The 17,645-nt window shown below is 63.5% G+C and carries 16 protein-coding genes and 5 pseudogenes; 13 read left to right on the forward strand and 8 right to left on the reverse strand.

Features of this window, described 5'->3' with window-relative positions; translation table 11 throughout:
- A partial coding sequence (locus XpopCFBP1817_RS21890) for a transposase (protein ID WP_167393934.1) occupies window positions 1-264 on the forward strand: 264 nt, incomplete at its 5' end.
- 318 nt (window positions 265-582) lie between these two features.
- On the opposite strand, the gene XpopCFBP1817_RS13475 is transcribed toward XpopCFBP1817_RS21890, so the two are convergent.
- Window positions 583-786, reverse strand: a complete 204-nt coding sequence (locus XpopCFBP1817_RS13475; protein WP_167393935.1) for a YdcH family protein — start codon at window positions 784-786, stop codon at window positions 583-585.
- A gap of 159 nt (window positions 787-945) precedes the next feature.
- Here XpopCFBP1817_RS13475 and XpopCFBP1817_RS13480 point away from each other — a divergent pair.
- Together XpopCFBP1817_RS13480 and poxB are read left to right on the forward strand one after the other, a co-directional pair.
- Window positions 946-1,505, forward strand: a pseudogene (locus tag XpopCFBP1817_RS13480) (hypothetical protein).
- Between the two features lie 240 nt (window positions 1,506-1,745).
- Window positions 1,746-3,455, forward strand: coding sequence for a ubiquinone-dependent pyruvate dehydrogenase (poxB, locus tag XpopCFBP1817_RS13485; RefSeq protein ID WP_208619618.1), 1,710 nt, complete (start codon window positions 1,746-1,748; stop codon window positions 3,453-3,455).
- A gap of 83 nt (window positions 3,456-3,538) precedes the next feature.
- Here poxB and XpopCFBP1817_RS13490 read toward each other — a convergent pair whose 3' ends face one another.
- A complete protein-coding gene (locus tag XpopCFBP1817_RS13490; RefSeq protein ID WP_128417514.1) occupies window positions 3,539-4,015 on the reverse strand; it encodes a tRNA (cytidine(34)-2'-O)-methyltransferase in 477 nt (158 codons plus the stop codon).
- A gap of 26 nt (window positions 4,016-4,041) precedes the next feature.
- Window positions 4,042-4,489 (reverse strand): annotated as a pseudogene (locus XpopCFBP1817_RS13495) (XAC0231 family protein).
- Window positions 4,490-4,865: 376 nt separating this feature from the next.
- On the opposite strand from XpopCFBP1817_RS13495, the gene XpopCFBP1817_RS13500 reads away from it, so the two are divergent.
- The 4 genes and pseudogenes from XpopCFBP1817_RS13500 (at window position 4,866) to XpopCFBP1817_RS13515 (ending at window position 8,652) form a co-directional block, all read left to right on the forward strand.
- Window positions 4,866-5,186, forward strand: coding sequence for a DUF4156 domain-containing protein (locus tag XpopCFBP1817_RS13500; protein ID WP_128417515.1), 321 nt, complete (start codon window positions 4,866-4,868; stop codon window positions 5,184-5,186).
- Between the two features lie 101 nt (window positions 5,187-5,287).
- Complete coding sequence (locus XpopCFBP1817_RS13505; RefSeq protein WP_128417516.1) at window positions 5,288-6,304, forward strand: 3-oxoacyl-ACP synthase III; 1,017 nt, start codon at window positions 5,288-5,290, stop codon at window positions 6,302-6,304.
- A gap of 173 nt (window positions 6,305-6,477) precedes the next feature.
- Window positions 6,478-7,610, forward strand: a pseudogene (gene fic, locus XpopCFBP1817_RS13510) (protein adenylyltransferase Fic).
- Between the two features lie 139 nt (window positions 7,611-7,749).
- Window positions 7,750-8,652, forward strand: a complete 903-nt coding sequence (locus XpopCFBP1817_RS13515; protein WP_128417517.1) for an alpha/beta fold hydrolase — start codon at window positions 7,750-7,752, stop codon at window positions 8,650-8,652.
- 146 nt (window positions 8,653-8,798) lie between these two features.
- Here the strand turns inward: XpopCFBP1817_RS13515 and XpopCFBP1817_RS13520 are convergent, their stop codons facing one another.
- The gene (locus XpopCFBP1817_RS13520; RefSeq protein ID WP_128417518.1) at window positions 8,799-9,182 is read right to left on the reverse strand and encodes a YkgJ family cysteine cluster protein; all 384 of its coding nucleotides are present in this window, start codon (window positions 9,180-9,182) and stop codon (window positions 8,799-8,801) included.
- A gap of 178 nt (window positions 9,183-9,360) precedes the next feature.
- Between XpopCFBP1817_RS13520 and oleC the strand changes: the two genes are divergently transcribed.
- From oleC to XpopCFBP1817_RS13535, 3 genes are all read left to right on the forward strand, one after another.
- Entirely contained in the window at window positions 9,361-11,016 is a 1,656-nt protein-coding gene (oleC, locus tag XpopCFBP1817_RS13525; protein ID WP_128417519.1) for an olefin beta-lactone synthetase, read from the forward strand.
- Between the two features lie 90 nt (window positions 11,017-11,106).
- Entirely contained in the window at window positions 11,107-12,117 is a 1,011-nt protein-coding gene (gene oleD / locus XpopCFBP1817_RS13530) for a 2-alkyl-3-oxoalkanoate reductase (RefSeq protein ID WP_128417520.1), read from the forward strand.
- A gap of 64 nt (window positions 12,118-12,181) precedes the next feature.
- Window positions 12,182-12,340, forward strand: a complete 159-nt coding sequence (locus XpopCFBP1817_RS13535) for a DUF1328 domain-containing protein (protein WP_003468167.1) — start codon at window positions 12,182-12,184, stop codon at window positions 12,338-12,340.
- A gap of 254 nt (window positions 12,341-12,594) precedes the next feature.
- Here the strand turns inward: XpopCFBP1817_RS13535 and XpopCFBP1817_RS23075 are convergent.
- The 3 genes and pseudogenes from XpopCFBP1817_RS23075 to ddlA form a co-directional block, all read right to left on the reverse strand.
- Window positions 12,595-12,690 (reverse strand): annotated as a pseudogene (locus XpopCFBP1817_RS23075) (GNAT family N-acetyltransferase); the annotation flags it as partial.
- Window positions 12,691-12,728: 38 nt separating this feature from the next.
- Window positions 12,729-12,860, reverse strand: coding sequence for a hypothetical protein (locus XpopCFBP1817_RS23600; protein WP_279627119.1), 132 nt, complete (start codon window positions 12,858-12,860; stop codon window positions 12,729-12,731).
- Window positions 12,861-12,947: 87 nt separating this feature from the next.
- A pseudogene (ddlA, locus tag XpopCFBP1817_RS13545) lies at window positions 12,948-14,050 on the reverse strand (D-alanine--D-alanine ligase).
- Window positions 14,051-14,247: 197 nt separating this feature from the next.
- On the opposite strand from ddlA, the gene XpopCFBP1817_RS13550 reads away from it, so the two are divergent.
- From XpopCFBP1817_RS13550 to XpopCFBP1817_RS13560, 3 genes are read left to right on the forward strand one after another with little or no spacing between them, the layout of a single operon-like run.
- Window positions 14,248-14,892: a ubiquinone biosynthesis accessory factor UbiJ gene (locus tag XpopCFBP1817_RS13550; RefSeq protein ID WP_128417521.1), complete on the forward strand. Its 645-nt coding sequence runs from the start codon at window positions 14,248-14,250 to the stop codon at window positions 14,890-14,892.
- Window positions 14,889-16,562, forward strand: coding sequence for a ubiquinone biosynthesis regulatory protein kinase UbiB (gene ubiB, locus XpopCFBP1817_RS13555; protein ID WP_128417522.1), 1,674 nt, complete (start codon window positions 14,889-14,891; stop codon window positions 16,560-16,562). The genes XpopCFBP1817_RS13550 and ubiB overlap by 4 nt, the downstream gene beginning before the upstream one ends.
- A gap of 9 nt (window positions 16,563-16,571) precedes the next feature.
- Window positions 16,572-17,342, forward strand: coding sequence for a pseudouridine synthase (locus tag XpopCFBP1817_RS13560; RefSeq protein ID WP_128417523.1), 771 nt, complete (start codon window positions 16,572-16,574; stop codon window positions 17,340-17,342).
- A gap of 69 nt (window positions 17,343-17,411) precedes the next feature.
- Here the strand turns inward: XpopCFBP1817_RS13560 and XpopCFBP1817_RS21610 are convergent.
- The coding region (locus tag XpopCFBP1817_RS21610) for a hypothetical protein (protein ID WP_158251304.1) at window positions 17,412-17,645 on the reverse strand (234 nt) is incomplete at its 5' end.

Here is a 17,645-nt window from a genome sequence, read left to right on the forward strand (position 1 = left end):
ATGGCGCGCAAGCGCAAGTTGCGCTACCTGATTGCAGAGAAGCCGTCCAAGCTCAAGCAGATCAAGAACGCGCGCGAGTTACAGTGGGCCAAGCGCTGGGAGCACACCAAGGCCAGCTTGCGGGCGAAGGTGGAACATCCGTCTCGGGTGATCAAACGCCAGTTTGGTGACGTCAAGGTCCGCTATCGCGGCTTGGCGAAGAACACCGCGCAGGTGCTGACGCTGTTTGCGCTATCCAATCTATGGATGGTGCGCCGGCAGTGATTGCCGGCCAAAGCATCATGCTGTCCGGCGGCAGCTGACGCCGCCAGATAGTTGTTCAGACCTTCCCTAAAGACAAGGCGCAGACCGCTCGACGACAACGCTTGCGCCCACAAACAAAGTGCCAAAATCCCCTCTACCGGCGGGAGAGGGGTGGGGGTGAGAGTAAGGCCCAAGCGACCAACGCAACGCGCCTCAGCCCAAGCCTGCAGCTGCCATCAGACACACCCTGCCTGCATCACCGACCGACCCAACCGTCTGGCACCGCAACGCTGATACCGGCCAACGCAAAGCAAGCTCAAGCCGCCGCACACTCAAACCTCACGCCGGCTCGTCAGGCACCAGCTCCATCTCCAGCCGCGTAATGCAGTCCTTCAGATGCAGCTTGCGCTTCTTCAAGCGCTTCATCTGCAGCTCGTCCTCCACGTTCGCGGGCACGCGCTGAATCTCCTCGTCCAACGCGCGGTGGGCGCGTCGCAACTCGGCGATCTGCTCGGCAATCTCGGCGGGTGAGAGGGTCTCCACGGCTCCGAGCATACACAAACCCGCCCCGGTCGCGTCACCCGGCGCGCTTGCCAAGCCGCCCCAAGCTGCGGCAATGCCTGCGCGTCGTTGGGAAAACGGCGGCGCGCCCGATCCCACCATTGCCGCGCGACCACTGCAGTCGAGAAAGGAGTCTTTACGATGCGTTTGCGTTCTTCCCTGCTGGCCCTGAGCCTGCTTACCGCCTCCAACCTGGCCACGGCCGCCGACGTCGCCAAGTACGACGGCTTCCTGTGCTGCAACCTGCGCACCGACGGCAGCTGGATCAGCGACAGCAACTACGCCGAAGACGGCAAACGTGTGCTCCCGGTCGGCACCCCGGTCAGCGTCACCGGCTTGGGCCGCAACCGCGTCAACCTCAAGATCGCCGGCGAAAGCAATCCATCGGCAACGACCACAGCCGCGACCTGGACAACACCGCTTCGTCGTCACTGCCGACCCCAAGCTCAAGCTTGCGATCTTCCCGCCCAGGATTCGCCAGGCCATCGTTGATGGCAAGCTCACCGGCAGCATGACCCGCGAACAGGTGCTCATGGCGGTCGGCTACCCGATCAGCAGCGACAACCCGAATCTGGAAATCTTCACTTTGGCGCTTCTGGCGCGACAGCTTCTGCGAGTATCAGGTGCAGTTCGGCCCCAGCGGCAAACTGGTCAAGGTGACAGCCGACCCGCAGTTGACGAATTTGGTCCGGGTGCCGTGAGGATCAGTTGCAAGTATTGCCGCGTCGGCTTAATTCGCGCGCTAGATGCAATTCGAAAACCGTATCAATATTGGCCGATGTGACCACAGCCAGCTCATCAGTCTCCAGCCACGCAGTTCACCACCATATGCATGCCGAAGACTGACTGCACGTTGCGACTAGACGCTGGGCATACATCCGCGCTGCAAAGCTAGCCACTTGACAAGCGTGTGGAGCTGCATCGTGGCGAAGAAAAAGACGTTGGCGCGGTTTCTGGCCGAGACGCTGCAGAGCGCGGGGGTGGAGCGGATCTGGGGGGTGACCGGCGACAGCCTCAACGGCTTGACCGATGCCTTGCGCGAGATGCAGACGATTGAGTGGATGCATGTGCGCCACGAGGAAGTTGCCGCGTTTGCCGCCGGGGCCGAGGCTGCAGTGACCGGGCAGCTGGCGGTGTGTGCCGGCAGTTGCGGGCCGGGCAATCTGCATCTGATCAACGGGCTGTTCGATGGCCATCGCAGCCGTCAGCCGGTGCTGGCGATCGCCGCGCATATTCCCTCGTCCGAGATCGGGCTGAATTATTTTCAGGAGACCCATCCGCAAGAGTTGTTCCGCGAGTGCAGCCACTTCGTGGAATTGGTGACCAACCCGGCGCAGCTGCCGGAAGTGCTGCATCGGGCACTGCGCACCGCCCTCCTGCAGCAGGGTGTGGCGGTGGTGGTGATCCCGGGCGATATCGCGCTGCTGGAAATCGACAAGCAGGTGTCCACTGCCTGGCCGCAACTGCGCCAGCCGCGCGTGTTGCCGGCCGCCGAAGACGTGGCGCAGTTGGCCGAGTTGTTGCAGCAGAGCGAAGCGATCACGCTGTTGTGCGGCAGTGGCTGCGCGGGTGCGCACGATGCGGTGGTGGCATTGGCCGACACCTTGGGTGCGCCGATCGTGCATGCCTTGCGCGGTAAAGAATATGTGGAGTGGGAGAACCCGTTCGATGTCGGCATGACCGGCTTGATCGGTTTCAGTTCCGGCTACCACGCAATGCTCAACTGCGACACCTTGATCATGTTGGGCACGGATTTTCCGTATCGGCAGTTCTACCCGAAGGACGCGACCATCGTGCAAGTGGATCGCGATCCGAGCGCGCTGGGGCGGCGCACGCCACTGCAGTTGGGCATTGCTGCGGATGTGGGCGAAACCATTACCGCCTTGCTGGCGCACTTGCGGCGGCGCGAAAAACGCGACTTCCTGGATAAATCGCTTGCGCATTACCGCAAGGCGCGCGAAGGGATGGACGATCTGGCGGTGCCGGCAGACCCGGGCGAGCCGCTGCATCCGCAATTCGTGGCGCGGATGATCAGCCAGATTGCCGACCAGGATGCGGTGTTTACCTGTGATGTCGGCACGCCAACAGTGTGGGCCGCACGCTATCTGCGCATGAACGGACAACGCCGATTGCTGGGCTCGTTCAATCACGGTTCGATGGCCAATGCGATGCCGCAGGCGCTGGGCGCGCAGGCGGCGTTTCCGGGCCGCCAGGTGATTTCGCTCTCTGGCGATGGCGGCTTTGCGATGTTGATGGGCGACTTCATCTCGCTGGCGCAGCTGCGTCTGCCGGTGAAGATCGTGGTATTCAACAATGCGTCGCTGGGATTTGTGGCGATGGAGATGAAGGCCGCCGGTTATCTGGACACCGGCACCGAGTTGCGGAATCCGGACTTCGCTGCGATGAGTAATGCGATGGGCATCTTGGGCATCCGTGTCGATGAGTCCTCGCAGCTGGAGCGTGCGTTGCGGCAGGCCTTTGCGCATTCAGGCCCAGCTTTGGTGGATGTGCGCATCGCCACGCAGGAACTGGCAGTGCCGCCGGCGATCAAGCTGGAGCAGGCCAAGGGCATGGGCCTATATCTGCTCAAGGCGGTGATGAGTGGGCGCGGTGATGAGGTGATTGATCTGGTCAAGACCAATATGCGCTGACGCAGTGTGGCGGCGGTTGGTGAGCAGCACAGTGCGGCTTGTTGCTAGCAGCGACCGATCCAGCATCGCTGTGATCGCGCGACTCACCGACCGCCGCTGAAGTCCCACTGACGCCAGGCTTCGAACACCATCACCGCAACCGTATTGGACAGATTGAGGCTGCGGTTGTCCGGGCGCATCGGCAGGCGCAGCCGGTGCTGTGGCGGAATGGATTCCAACACGTCGGCCGGTAAGCCGCGGGTTTCCGGGCCAAACAAAAAGGCATCGCCATCGGCGAACTGCGGTGTGTCGTAACGCACGGTGCTGCGGGTGCTCAGCGCAAACACGCGGTTGGGCGCGATTGTGGCCAGTGCGGTGGGCAGGTCGGCATGCACCTGCAGGTTTGCGTACTCGTGATAGTCCAGGCCGGCGCGTCTGAGCTGCTTGTCGCTGAGGCAGAAGCCGAGTGGCTCGATCAGGTGCAGGCGCGCGCCGGTGTTGGCGCATAAGCGAATCACGTTGCCCGTGTTGGGCGGAATTTCCGGTTGAAACAGGATGACATCAAGGACGGGGGCTGACATGAGCGCAAGTGTAGCTGCGCGCGTTCTTAAAGGCTGAGGCTGGCGCTGACGCGCGCTTCCAGCTCGACCGGCGAAGGCTGCAACTGCGGCACCGGCAAGTTGACGATGACCTGACCCATCAGCGCACAGATCCCGGTAGCGGCCTGGCCCGAGGCTGGATGCGGTGCTGCGAACCACCAGGTCGGCGCGCTGTTCGGCCGAGGGGCGGACTTGCACGGTCGCCAGGGTGGCGATGCGCGGGCCAGCCTGTTCGGCGGCGAGTGCGGCCAACCTCGGCCGACGGACGCACCTGCACGGCGTTTAGGGTGGGGATATCGCTGTTGCGCTTCAGCGTCTGCGGGGCGATCTGGTCGGCGGCCGGGCGGACCTGCGCTGTCTCCAACGAGGTCAGGCTGATGGCCTGGGCACCAACGGCCAGGGCGGTGCCGGCAGCAGGGCGGCCGAGAGGGCGATGCGCAGGGTCTGGGTCTTCACGGTGAGGTCTATTGGTGTATTTTGTCAGTGGTGATGTACTAATGCAGTACCCCGTTTCGGGAGCGCAAGGACGTTCGTAGTGCTTTTTATTTATTCAGCTTGAAGTCAGATGAGAGGTCTTTGTTACGCTTCTGGTCTGCTTGCGCGTGAAGTGCCGCAAAACGGCGTGCCAGCATCGGTACGTTGATTCCAAAGGGAGTTGTCGCGCACAGCAGTGTCCGCGTTCGGCGCCCGTAGCCAGCGCAATGGAGACGTCGTTGTGGTGGTGGCGATATTCAGTGCGCTGAATGAGTCGGTGGCCTGCACGCGGCACGCCCTGATTGCCGGCAAGTAACTGCGGCACAATCCGGCTTTACCCCACAGGTGTCTAAGACTTATGCGCGTGCTGATGCTGTCTGTTCTGCTTGCCACCACGACTGCGGCCTGCACCTGGGTGCCGATCGAACAAAGTGGCAAGAGCGTGCAGGTCCTGCCCGCAGGCCCTGTGCCCGCTGGATGTCAGCAGCAGGGTGAGGTGCTGGTGTCGGTCAAGAGCAAGGTCGGTTTCTATCACCGCAACCCGTTGCGGGTGCAGGAAGAGCTGGAGACGCTGGCACGCAACGAGGCACCGGGCGCCAATGCCAACACGGTCCAGGCGCAGGGCCAGCCCGCTGATGGCAGCCAGCGCTTCAATGCGTTCCGCTGCCCGCCGCGCTGAACCGTTGGGCTGGGGCGCGGCCGGTTCAATTGTAAAGATGCGGTAAAAGCGGCCAGCAGCTAGACTAGCTCCCCCTCGCCTGACGCTATGGCGCTATTTCGATGCTCTTCCAGAATGTCTCCATCGCGGGACTGGCGCATATTGATGCGCCGCACACGCTGACTTCCAAGGAAATCAACGAGCGCCTGCAACCCACCTACGACCGCCTCGGGATCAAGACCGACGTGTTGGGCGACGTTGCCGGTATCCATGCAAGGCGCTTGTGGGACCAGGATGTCCAGGCATCGGACGCCGCCACGCTGGCCGCACGCAAGGCATTGATCGACGCCGGGATCGGCATCGAAAAGATCGGCCTGCTGGTCAACACCTCTGTGAGCCGCGACTACCTGGAGCCGTCCACGGCTTCCATCGTGTCCGGCAACTTGGGGATGGGCGACCACTGCGTGACCTTCGACGTGGCCAACGCCTGCCTTGCCTTCATCAACGGCATGGACATCGCTGCCCGCATGCTGGAGCGTGGCGAGATCGACTACGCGCTGGTCGTGGACGGCGAGACCGCCAACCTGGTCTACGAAAAGACGCTGGAGCGCATGACCTCGCCGGACGTCACCGAGGAAGAGTTCCGCAACGAACTCGCCGCGCTGACCCTGGGTTGCGGTGCCGCCGCCATGGTGATGGCGCGCACCGAGCTGGTGCCCGACGCGCCCCGCTACAAGGGTGGCGTGACCCGCTCGGCCACCGAGTGGAACACGCTGTGCCGGGGCAACCTGGACCGCATGGTCACCGACACCAAGCTGCTGCTGATCGAAGGCATCAAGCTGGCGCAGAAGACCTTCCTGGCCGCCAAGCAGGCGATGGGCTGGGCGGTGGACGAGCTGGATCAGTTCGTGATCCATCAGGTCAGCCGCCCGCATACCGCCTCGTTTGTGAAGTCGTTCGGCATCGACCCGGCCAAGGTCATGACCATCTTCGGCGAGCACGGCAACATCGGCCCGGCGTCGGTGCCGATCGTGCTCAGCAAGCTCAAGGAGCTCGGCCGCCTGAAGAAGGGCGACCGGATTGCGCTGATGGGCATTGGGTCCGGCCTGAACTGCGCGATGGCGGAAGTGGTTTGGTGAAGCCGCACGGCCATCTCAGATATGGGATGGCCAGCTTTTCGGCGAGCGGTTGCCACGTTCCAGCCCGCTCCAGGCGCTGATTGGGCATCAGGGCTGTCTCGTCAAGTATGAGATTCAATTTTTTTCGACATGACGCAGGCATTATGTCGATTCCGTCGACATGAGCGCATCGCATGGATCCTCAGCGTCCGTACAACGACCTGCCACCGCTGCCGCCTGCTGTGGAGCTTGAGACCCGGGGGTTGCTCAAGGCGTGTATTGAGGCACACAAGGCATTGGCATCGCTTCGCCAAGCCACAGGACATTTGCCAAATCCGGCGGTGTTGATCAATACCATTCCCATCCTGGAAGCACAGGCGAGTTCGGAGATCGAGAACATCGTCACCACCACGGATGAGCTGTTTCGCTACGCCGAGCATCAAGACGCTGCCAATCCCGCAACGCGAGAAGCCTTGCGCTATCGCACCGCGTTGCAGGAGGGCTTTATTTCGCTGCGTACGCGCCCGCTCTCCACCCGCACCGCAGAGATCGTGTGCACTCGCATCAAGAATGCAGAAATGCAGGTCCGGCGTGTACCCGGCACTGCATTGGCTAATCAGCAGACCGGTGACGTGATCTATACGCCCCCGGTCGGCGAGGCGGTGTTACGCGAAAAGCTGGCCAATTGGGAGCGCTTTATCCATGACGCGCCCGAGATCGACCCATTGATTCGCATGGCAGTGGCGCACTATCAATTCGAGGCCATCCATCCGTTCACCGACGGCAATGGGCGCACTGGACGTGTGCTCAATCTATTGATGCTGGTCGAGCAGGATCTGCTGGACCAGCCCGTGCTGTACTTGTCGCGTTACATCATCGAGCACAAGGCCGATTACTACCGTTTGCTGCTGGCTGTCACGCACGAAGGCGCATGGGCCGAATGGGTCGCTTACATGCTGGATGCGGTGGCCGATACCGCACGCTGGACCGGCGCCAAGATCGAGGCCATTCGGCACCTGCATGAGCATGCGTGTGAGTGGGTTCGTGCCGAGCGCCCAAAAAACTATAGCCGCGAACTGGTGGATGTGCTTTTCAGCCAGCCTTACTGTCGCATTCAAACTGTCGCATTCAAAACGTGGTGGATGCCGGCATCGCCAAGCGTGAAACTGCGGCGCGTTATCTTCGTGAACTGGTGGATATCGGAGTACTGCACGAGCAGCGCATGGGTAAAGAGAAATTGTTCCTGCATCCGGCGTATTTGCGCCTGTTATCCGACAATACTCACTCAGTGCAGCGTTATGCGTTGCCACAAAGAATTCAGCACTGATGCCGAGCGAGCAAAGCAGCAAACTTGCATCGACTGTCTGGCTGGAGCATGCCGACATGCGCCAAGCAGTTCCTGCACATGTGCCAGACCACTACCCGCGTCTCTCGAACGCTCTTGAAACACATCGGATACGTTTGTCATGACTTACCCAGGCTATCCCTTCACTCCCAAGCGCCTTGAGGTGCGTCCCGGCATTGCGATGTCGTATCTGGACGAAGGTCCGCGCGATGGCGAGGTGGTCGTGATGCTGCACGGCAATCCGTCGTGGAGTTATCTGTGGCGGCATCTGGTGAGCGGCTTGTCGGATCGTTACCGCTGCATCGTGCCCGACCATATCGGCATGGGGCTGTCCGACAAGCCGGACGATGCGCCCGACGCGCAGCCGCGGTATGAGTACACGCTGCAGTGGCGCGTAGACGATCTGGACAAGCTGTTGCGGCATCTGGGCATCACTGGGCCGATCACGCTGGCGGTGCACGATTGGGGCGGCATGATCGGCTTCGGCTGGGCGTTGTCGCATCACGCGCAGGTCAAGCGGCTGGTGATCACCAACACCGCCGCGTTCCCGTTGCCGCCGGAAAAGCCGATGCCGTGGCAGATCGCGATGGGCAGGCATTGGCGGCCGGGCGAGTGGTTTATCCGCACGTTCAATGCGTTTTCGTCCGGTGCTTCGTGGTTTGGCGTGTCGCGGCGCATGCCGGCCGAGGTGCGTAGCGCTTACGTGGCGCCGTACAACACCTGGCGCAACCGCATCTCCACCATTCGCTTCATGCAGGATATCCCGCTGTCGCCTGCCGACCAGGCCTGGTCGTTGCTGGAACGCTCGGCACAGGCATTGCCCGCGTTTGCGGATCGCCCGGCCTTTCTCGCCTGGGGCCTGCGCGATATCTGCTTCGACAAGCACTTCCTGGCTGGCTTTCGCAAGGCGTTGCCGAATGCCGAAGTCACCGCGTTCGACGATGCCAATCACTACGTGCTGGAAGATAAGCACGAAGTGCTGGTGCCGGCGATCCGTGCGTTTTTGGGGCGTAATCCGCTGTAAGCGCCATTGGCATATCTGCGCAGGCGTTCAGCAGATAAGTGCCTGCGGCGCGCGGAAATCAGATGGACGAGTGGGTAGCATCGGCCACGCAGTTTTTCTGTTGGTCGCTGCGAGTGGATACCGTACCCACTCGCAGCGATCAGCCGTTACAGCGGCGGCAGCCGATTGCGCTGTGCGTCGTCAACGCCAAGCCAATCGGCCTCGGTGAGCGCGTGCAGGCCGTGCGCCAGCCGGGATTTGTCGCATTGCGCGCTCCGCTCACCAAACTCCAGCGAGGCCGGCACGGCGGCGCAGGACGAGGGGCGGCGGTCGTGGATGCTGCAGCGGCTGTAGCGGCCGATGTCCGCGTCCAGCGCGATGCAACGCGGCTGCGATTGCGAGGTGCCGCGCATGACGCGCTCGTGCCCGCGCAATGCGTCGGTCAGCTCGATCGGCACCCTGCCGCCCAATGCGGGGTCGGCTTCGCTCCAGTGGAAACTGACGCGGAAATAGGCGCAGCAAGCGCCGCAGGTAAGGCAGGGGTGTGCCATGGATGCCGGGCCTTGCGCGGCGAAACAACGTGGAGAGCGCGGCATTCTGACCGAACCACGGTGCGATACAAGTGGCAGGTCGCGCCAGCAGGTTAGCGATTCATGCGTGTGCGCACCTGCAGCGTTGAGCGTGACTCAAGCGGGGCGGCGCCGTTGGCGCATGGGTGATAATGCGGCAATGACCAGGACGACTCTCTGCAATATCGCCGCCACGCTGCCGGAACTGGCGCGCGAGCGGCCCGAGCAGATCGCCATTCGCTGCCCGGGCAGCGCCGCCAATGGATTGGCCGCCTACGATGTGACCTTGCGCTATGCCGAGCTGGACGCGCGCAGCGATGCGATCGCCGCCGGGTTGGCAGTGCATGGCATCGGACGTGGCGCGCGCGCGGTGGTGATGGTGCGGCCGTCGCCGGAATTCTTCTTGCTGATGTTTGCGTTGTTCAAGGCCGGTGCGGTGCCGGTGCTGGTGGATCCGGGGATCGATAAGCGCGCGCTCAAGCAATGCCTGGACGAAGCGCAGCCGCAGGCGTTTATCGGCATTCCGCTCGCGCAGCTGGCGCGTCGCCTGTTGCGTTGGACGCGCTCTGCAACGCAGATCGTCACCGTCGGCGGCCGCTACGGCTGGGGCGGGGTGACGCTGGCGCATGTGGAGCGCGATGGCGCCAGCGCCGGCAGTCAGTTGGCCGACACTGCGCCGGACGATGTGGCAGCGATCCTGTTCACCAGCGGCTCCACCGGCGTGCCGAAGGGCGTGGTGTACCGGCACCGGCATTTCGCTGGGCAGATCGCGTTGCTGCGCAACGCCTTCGACATGCAGCCCGGTGGTGTGGATCTGCCGACCTTTCCGCCATTCGCCCTGTTCGATCCGGCATTGGGGCTGACCTCGGTGATTCCGGACATGGATCCGACCCGCCCGGCCACCGCCGATCCACGCAAGTTGCACGATGCGATCGACCGCTTCGGGGTGACGCAGTTGTTCGGCTCGCCGGCATTGATGCGGGTGTTGGCCGACTATGGCCAGCCATTGCCCAACGTGCGCCTGGTCACCGCGGCCGGAGCACCGGTGCCACCGGATGTGGTGGCCAAGATCCGCGCCTTGCTACCGGCAGATGCGCAATTCTGGACGCCGTATGGCGCCACCGAATGTTTGCCGGTGGCAGCCATCGAAGGGCGCACCCTGGACGCCACGCGCGCGGCCACCGAGGCCGGTGCCGGCACCTGCGTGGGGCAAGTGGTCGCGCCGAACGAGGTGCGCATCATCGCCATCGACGATGCGGCCATTCCCGATTGGAGCGGCGCGCGCGTGTTGGCGGTGGGCGAGGTCGGCGAGATCACCGTCGCCGGCCCCACCACCACCGATACCTACTTCAATCGCGATGCGGCCACACGCATCGCCAAGATCCGTGAGCGCAGCAGTGATGGCGGCGAACGCATCGTGCATCGCATGGGCGATGTGGGGTATTTCGATGCGCAAGGACGCTTGTGGTTCTGCGGGCGCAAGACGCATCGCGTGGAAACTGCGACGGGGCCGCTCTACACCGAGCAGGTGGAGCCGGTGTTCAACGTGCATCCGCAGGTGCGGCGCACCGCGTTGGTCGGTGTGGGCGCACCCGGACAACAGCACCCCGTGTTGTGTGTGGAATTGCAGCCGGGTGTTGCTGCATCGGTGTTTGCGCAAGTGGAAACCGCATTGCGCGCGCTGGGCGCTGCGCACCCGCACACTGCAGGGATCGCGCGTTTTCTGCGCCATCCCGGGTTTCCGGTGGACATTCGCCATAACGCCAAGATCGGTCGCGAAACGCTGGCGATCTGGGCGGCGCAGCAGCGTGGGTGATCTGTTGTTGCATCAGGCGCGTACGTTGGCACGTATCGTCACGGCCGGTCGCGCCCGCTATCGTGTGCATCCTTGCGATGGAGGTGCCGTGTGCGAATCCTGGTAACCGGTGGTAGTGGATTCCTCGGACAGGCGTTGTGCCGGGGCCTGCGTGCGCGCGGGCATGAAGTGGTGAGTTTCCAGCGCGGCGATTCCCCGATTCTGCAGACCTTGGGTGTTGGCCAGATCCGTGGCGATCTGGCCGACCCGCAAGCGGTGCGGCATGCCTTCGCCGGTATCGATGCGGTCTTCCACAACGCCGCCAAGGCCGGTGCGTGGGGCAGCTACGACAGCTATCACCAGGCCAATGTGGTGGGCACCCAGAACGTGATCGACGCGTGTCGTGCCAATGGCGTGCCGCGCCTGATCTACACCTCCACACCCAGCGTCACCCATCGCGCCACCCATCCGGTAGAAGGTCTGGGCGCCGACGAAGTGCCGTATGGCAAAGATCTGCGCGCGCCGTATGCGGCGACCAAGGCGATCGCCGAGCGGGCGGTGCTGGCGTCCAACGATGCGCAGCTGGCGACGGTGGCCTTGCGTCCACGTCTGATCTGGGGGCCGGGCGACAATCATCTATTGCCGCGTCTTGCAGCACGTGCGCGCGCCGGGCGACTGCGCATGGTTGGCGACGGCGGCAACCTGGTGGACAGCACCTACATCGACAACGCCGCGAAGGCGCACTTCGATGCGTTCGAGCACCTCGCACACGGTGCTGCCTGCGCGGGCAAGGCGTATTTCATTTCCAATGGCGAGCCCTTGCCGATGCGCGAGCTGCTCAATCGCTTGCTGGCGGCGGTGGATGCACCGGCAGTGACGCGTTCGCTGTCGTTCAAGACCGCATATAGAATCGGTGCGGTGTGCGAGACCATGTGGCCACTGTTGCGTCTGCCTGGCGAAGTGCCGTTGACGCGTTTTTTGGTAGAACAGCTGTGCACGCCGCACTGGTACAGCATGGAACCGGCACGTCGCGACTTCGGTTATATGCCACGCATCAGTATTGAAAAAGGCCTGCAACGGCTGCGATCCTCATCTTCCAACGACATCGCCATCACCCGCTAAAGACCGCCATCTCTTCAGGATACGTCTGCGCCGATTCGGCACGACAACCTCTGGAAGCCTTGCCATGCTGCATTACGCCATCATTTTTTTCGTCATCGCCATCATTGCTGCTGTGCTGGGCTTCAGTGGTATCGCCGGTGCGGCGACCAACATCGCCTGGATCCTGTTCGTGGTGTTCCTGATCCTGGCAGTGATCTCGATGTTCCGTCGCGGCAAGGTGTAACGCCTAAGCTGCGATCCGTCACTGCAGCGGCGCTGCCGGTTGGCGCTCACATGGCCCGCTTCCGCAAGGAGGCGGGCCATGTGCGTTATGGACGCTCTACAGCTGAGTTGCGGCTGTTCTAAAGTCGTTTTTCGAGGTATTGCACGTGCTTGCCTTTGGCCAGCAGCCCATCGCCCATCGCCCATCGATTTGACACCCAGCTGCAGATGCAACGCCAGCGATGGCGGATTGGCGAGAACCAGATTGACCTCGCACACCAACCGCAGTTGCGCTGCCGCTCGTGCAGCGCGGATGAGTTCGTCATACAACTGCCTGGCAAGCCCGCGACCGTGTGCATGCGCAGCGATCACGATGCGCTCGATGTAAACGAAGCGCGCAAAGCGTTCGGCTATCCGGGCACGTTCGGATTGGCAGACGCAGGGCTCTGATCCAATGCGATCAATAGACCATCAGCCGGCGCAACGATGCGTGCCTGCCACGCCAGTTGCATCAACGCGGCCAGTGCATTGGCATTCAGCAACGACTGCTCGGTAGCGTGTGCGTGATTGCGTGCGAGCAGTGCTGGGGTGATTGTGCAACTGCAGCGTGCGCACCTGCGATGTGCTCGTCAGCGCGGTTCCACTGCACTACGCAGCCGTTGATCGTCAGCGTGCCGCTGCAACGCCAGCTCGATCAACTGCGTGATCAAACTGCGATAGTCCAGCCCGCTTGCCTGCCATAGCTTGGGATACATGCTGATGCGCGTGAAGCCGGGCAGTGTGTTGATCTCATTGATCACGATGCGGCCATCGGCGCACAGAAACACGTCCACACGCGCCATGCCGGCGCAGTCCAGCGCCTGGTAAGCCTGCACTGCGACTCGCTGGATGCGCTGCTGCGTCTGCGCATCAATGTCGGCCGCAATCACGATCTCGGCGCCATGTTCGCTGATGTATTTGGTCTCATAAGAATAGAACGCGTCGTGCACCACGACTTCGCCACACACGCTGGCCTGCGGGGTGGCATTGCCCAGCACCGCGCATTCGATCTCGCGCCCGGCAATTGCCGTTTCCACCAGCACCTTGTGGTCGTACGCCAGCGCCAACGCGAGCGCACGGCAAACTCTTCTGCCGTGCGCACCTGGCTGACGCCGACCGATGAGCCCTGGTTGGCCGGTTTGACGAACAACGGCAAACCGAACTGCGCGATCAATGCTTGCGCGTCGGCGTGTGCGGCGGTATGGCGGTTGAAGCAGGCGAACGGCGCCACCTCAAGCCCGGCATCGCGCAGCACGCGCTTGGCCAGATCCTTGTCCATCGCCAGCGCCGAGCCGAGCACGCCGGAGCCGACAAAGGGCAGATTGGCCATGCGCAACAACCCTTGCAGCGAGCCGTCTTCGCCGAGCGTGCCGTGCACGATCGGAAACACCACATCGATCTGCGCCAGCGCCTGCTCCGGCTGGTTCAGCCGCAACTGCTGCTGTTGCGCGCCCGGTAGCAGCGCTACGCCGCGCCCGCTGCGATGCAACGCGATGCGCGCGGGGTCCTCGGCATTGAGAAGGAAGTTGTTGGGGTCGTTGACGTGCCACTGGCCTTGCTTGTCGATGCCGATCAGCACGGGCTCGAAACGCTGCGGGTCGAGCGCTTCAAGAATATTGCGCGCCGACTGCAGCGAGACCTCGTGCTCGGCCGATTTGCCGCCGAAGATGAGACCGACCCGGATCTTGCGCATTGCCTGCTCCTGCCACCTGTTCAATGAGGTCCTCAGCATGCCCGCGGCAGGCGCGCTGAAGGAAGCCCTCCACTCCCAACGCAAGCGGCCGCACCCCCAAGGCGACCGCTGCCATGACCGCCGTGCCAGCCGCCGACATGCAACCGCCAGCCCACCATCAAGCAGCGGCGACATGCAGGGAAGGTAGAATGCGGCCCATGCCCGGATCACTGCTCAACTCACTCAAGCCGCTCGCCGGCCAGGCCCTGCAAGCCGCGCTCAACCGCGCGCTGGCGCTGGACCCCGATATCCGCGACGCCCTGTTGCCACTGCAAGGCCAACGCATCGCGCTGACTCTAGAAGCGCCTGCGCTGGCCTTGCAGATCCGCGTGCACGAGCGGCGGCTGCTGGTCGGTCCGGTGGACCAGACCCAGGAGCCGGATCTTGCCGTGCGCAGCAGCCTGGCCGGTTTGCTCGGCCAACTGCCGTTCCTGGCCAACGCGCGCCGCAGCGGCGCACCGGCCGGGCGGCTCACGGTTTCCGGCGATGCCGAACTGGCGCGCCAGCTGCAGCAACTGGCCGGCCGCTTCGATCCGGATTGGCAACTGCCGTTGGTGACGGTGTTCGGCGAGATCCTCGGCGTGCAGATGGCCAATGCGGTGCGTGCAGCGCTGCGGCAGGCGCGCCGCAGCGCGGTGGATCTGGCGCACAGCGCGGCCGAATTCGTCACCGAAGAATCGCGCGATGTGGTGCCGCGCGCCGAACTGGACGCCTTTCACGACGATGTCGACGAGCTGCGCGACGACGTCGAACGGCTGGCCGCACGCGTGGCGCGCCTGCGCGCTGCCGGAGGTGCGGCATGAAGGCGCTGCTGCGAGCCAGCCGCATCGGCCGGGTGATCCTGCGTTATCGGCTGGATGTGTTGCTGCAAGGCACGCCGGCCGAGCGCTGGCTGCGCCTGGCCAAGCCGTTCGTGCCGCGTGCCAGCGCCGAGATCGCCGCGCAATCGCGCGGTGCGCGCTTGCGATTTGCGCTGCAGGAACTGGGGCCGATCTTCGTCAAGTTCGGGCAGATCCTGTCGACACGGCGCGATCTGATTCCGGCCGACGTCGCCGATGAATTGACCTTGCTGCAGGATCGGGTCAAACCGTTCGATGGTGACGTTGCGCGGTTGATCGTGGAGCGCGCGCTGGGCCTGCCGGTGAGCGTGGCGTTTGCCGCATTCGACACCGTGCCGCTGGCGTCTGCCTCGATCGCGCAGGTGCACGCGGCGACCTTGCCGCCTGATGCCAATGGCGTGCGCCGTGAAGTGGTGGTCAAGGTGTTGCGCCCGGAGATCGAGCGCCAGATCGATGCCGATATCGCGTTGCTGCATTCGCTGGCCACCCTGGTCGAGCGCACGCACCCGCGTGCGGACAAGATTCGCCCGCGCGAAGTGGTGGCCGAGATCGAAGCCACCTTGTCGGCCGAACTGGATCTGCAGCGCGAAGGCGCCAATGCCAGCGTGTTGCGCAGGTTCTGGGAAGGCTCGGACGATCTGTACGTGCCCGAGGTGATCTGGTCGCACACCGCCGAGCGGGCGCTCACCTTGGAGCGCGTCTACGGCATTGCTTCCGACGATATCGCCAAGCTCGACGCGGCCGGTATCGACCGCAAGGCGCTGGCGGCCAAGGGCGTGCGCGTGTTCTACACGCAGGTGTTCCGCGACAATTTCTTTCATGCCGATGCGCACGCCGGCAACATCTGGGTCGATTCGGATCCGCAGCGCCGGCTCAATCCGCGCTTCATCGCGCTGGATTTCGGCATCATGGGCCAGCTCTCGCAGGAAGATCAGTACTACCTGGCAGAGAACTTCATGGCGATCTTCCACAAGGATTACCGCCGCATGGCCGAGTTGCACGTGGAGGCGGGCTGGATGCCGAACAACGTGCGCATCGACGAACTGGAAGCGGCCGCGCGCTCGGTGTGCGAGCCGTACTTCACCCGGCCGTTGTCGGAGATTTCGCTGGCACAAGTGCTGATCAAGTTGTTCCGCGTCGCGCAGCGCTACGAACTGACGCTGCAGCCGCAGCTGATCCTGCTGCAGAAGACGCTATTGAATATCGAAGGTGTGGGTCGTCAGCTGGATCCCAAGCTGGATATCTGGGCAGTGGCGCGGCCGGTACTCGAACGCATCCTGCGCGAGCGTTACAGCCCGCGTCGTGTACTCGGCGAATTGCGCAAACGGCTGCCGGAAATCATGACCCACGCGCCAGATATGCCGCGCCTGGTGAACAGCTTGTTGAAGCAGCAAGTGGAAGGACGCCACCAGATCGACATCCGCTCGGCCGAGTTGCGCGCGCTGGATGAGAGCCTACGCAAGTTGCAGACACGTGTGGTCACAGCCATCACCGGCAGCGGCCTGCTGGTGGTCGCCGCTGTGCTGTATGGCCTGCACCCGAATGGCTGGTATCTGGGCACGGTGCCGGTGTGGAGCTGGGTCAGCGGCACGGCCGGCTCGGTGGCCTTGCTGATTGCCTGGCTGCGTCGCTGAAGCGACGCAGTGGCAGACGGTGCGAGCGATGCGGATAATCGGCCGGTGAGCCGATCGACCGACCCGTTGCAGATTCTCTACCAGGACGACGTCCTGGCCGTCGTCGACAAGCCCGCGGGCCTGATGGTCCACGACAGCAAGCTGGCGCGCGGGGAGGACGACTTTCTGGCCGACCGCCTGCGCGAGCAACTGGGCCGGCCGATCTTTCTGGTGCACCGGCTCGATCGCGCCACCAGCGGTTGCTTATTGCTTGCGTTCGATCGCGAAAGCGCCAGTGCGCTGGGCAAGGCCTTGATGGCCGGCGAATTGGAGAAGGACTATCTGACGGTGTGCCGCGGCTGGCCGGCCGAAGAGCGCTTCATCGTCGATCACGCTCTGGATGGCGGCCCCGGCAAGCCGGTCAAGAAGCCGGCGATGACCCATTTTCAGCGCCTGGCTGCGGGTGAATTAGAGATCCCGTCCACCGGCTTTGCCACCTCGCGTTATGCGTTGCTGCGCTGCCAGCCGCAGACCGGGCGTTTCCGGCAGATTCGCCGGCATATGAAGCATCTGTCGCATCACATGATCGGCGACACCAGCCATGGCGATGGCCGGCATAACCGGAGTTTTCGCATGCTGGGTATCCACCGCATGTTGCTGCACGCCGAACGTTTGGGTTTCCCGCATCCGGCTGATGGGCGGCGTCTCAGTGTGGTTGCACCGCTGGATGTGGAGTTTGCGAAAGCGTGTGCGTTGTTTGGGTGGGAGATGGCTGTGGTGGGAGCAGTGCAGACGGCTTGATGTGGTGTGCTTGGTTTCTAGCGATCGAGAAGTCCACTCAACCTGCAAGAAATCTGTGCAACCGTCCCCTCACCCCAACCCCTCTCCCACCGGGAGCGCCACCTGTTGGGCGATGCGTGCGTCGAGCTCGGCCAGATCCTTTTGCCATTGGCCCAGGCTGGCCTGCGCCCGTTTGCGCAGCCAGGCATCGGTGAGTTGGGGCAGACGCTGGCGCTCCTGCTGTACCGTCGCCAACACCTGCGTGCGGCGCTGCTGGTACGGGCGCAGCTGACGGCGCCAGCCTTCCAGCCGCTGGTAGGGCGT

Origin of the sequence: Xanthomonas populi (genome assembly GCF_002940065.1) — a bacterium.
In the GTDB taxonomy this organism is placed as follows: Bacteria; Pseudomonadota; Gammaproteobacteria; order Xanthomonadales; family Xanthomonadaceae; genus Xanthomonas; species Xanthomonas populi.

Bases quoted from the DNA above. Each gene is read 5' to 3' on its own strand.
- XpopCFBP1817_RS13490 (WP_128417514.1), bottom strand. From the start codon at position 4,015: ATGTCAGCCCCCGTCCTTGATGTCATCCTGTTTCAACCGGAAATTCCG.
- XpopCFBP1817_RS13500 (WP_128417515.1), top strand. From the start codon at position 4,866: ATGCGCGTGCTGATGCTGTCTGTTCTGCTTGCCACCACGACTGCGGCC.
- XpopCFBP1817_RS13505 (WP_128417516.1), top strand. From the start codon at position 5,288: ATGCTCTTCCAGAATGTCTCCATCGCGGGACTGGCGCATATTGATGCG.
- XpopCFBP1817_RS13515 (WP_128417517.1), top strand. From the start codon at position 7,750: ATGACTTACCCAGGCTATCCCTTCACTCCCAAGCGCCTTGAGGTGCGT.
- XpopCFBP1817_RS13520 (WP_128417518.1), bottom strand. From the start codon at position 9,182: ATGGCACACCCCTGCCTTACCTGCGGCGCTTGCTGCGCCTATTTCCGC.
- oleC (WP_128417519.1), top strand. From the start codon at position 9,361: ATGACCAGGACGACTCTCTGCAATATCGCCGCCACGCTGCCGGAACTG.
- XpopCFBP1817_RS13535 (WP_003468167.1), top strand. From the start codon at position 12,182: ATGCTGCATTACGCCATCATTTTTTTCGTCATCGCCATCATTGCTGCT.
- XpopCFBP1817_RS13550 (WP_128417521.1), top strand. From the start codon at position 14,248: ATGCCCGGATCACTGCTCAACTCACTCAAGCCGCTCGCCGGCCAGGCC.
- ubiB (WP_128417522.1), top strand. From the start codon at position 14,889: ATGAAGGCGCTGCTGCGAGCCAGCCGCATCGGCCGGGTGATCCTGCGT.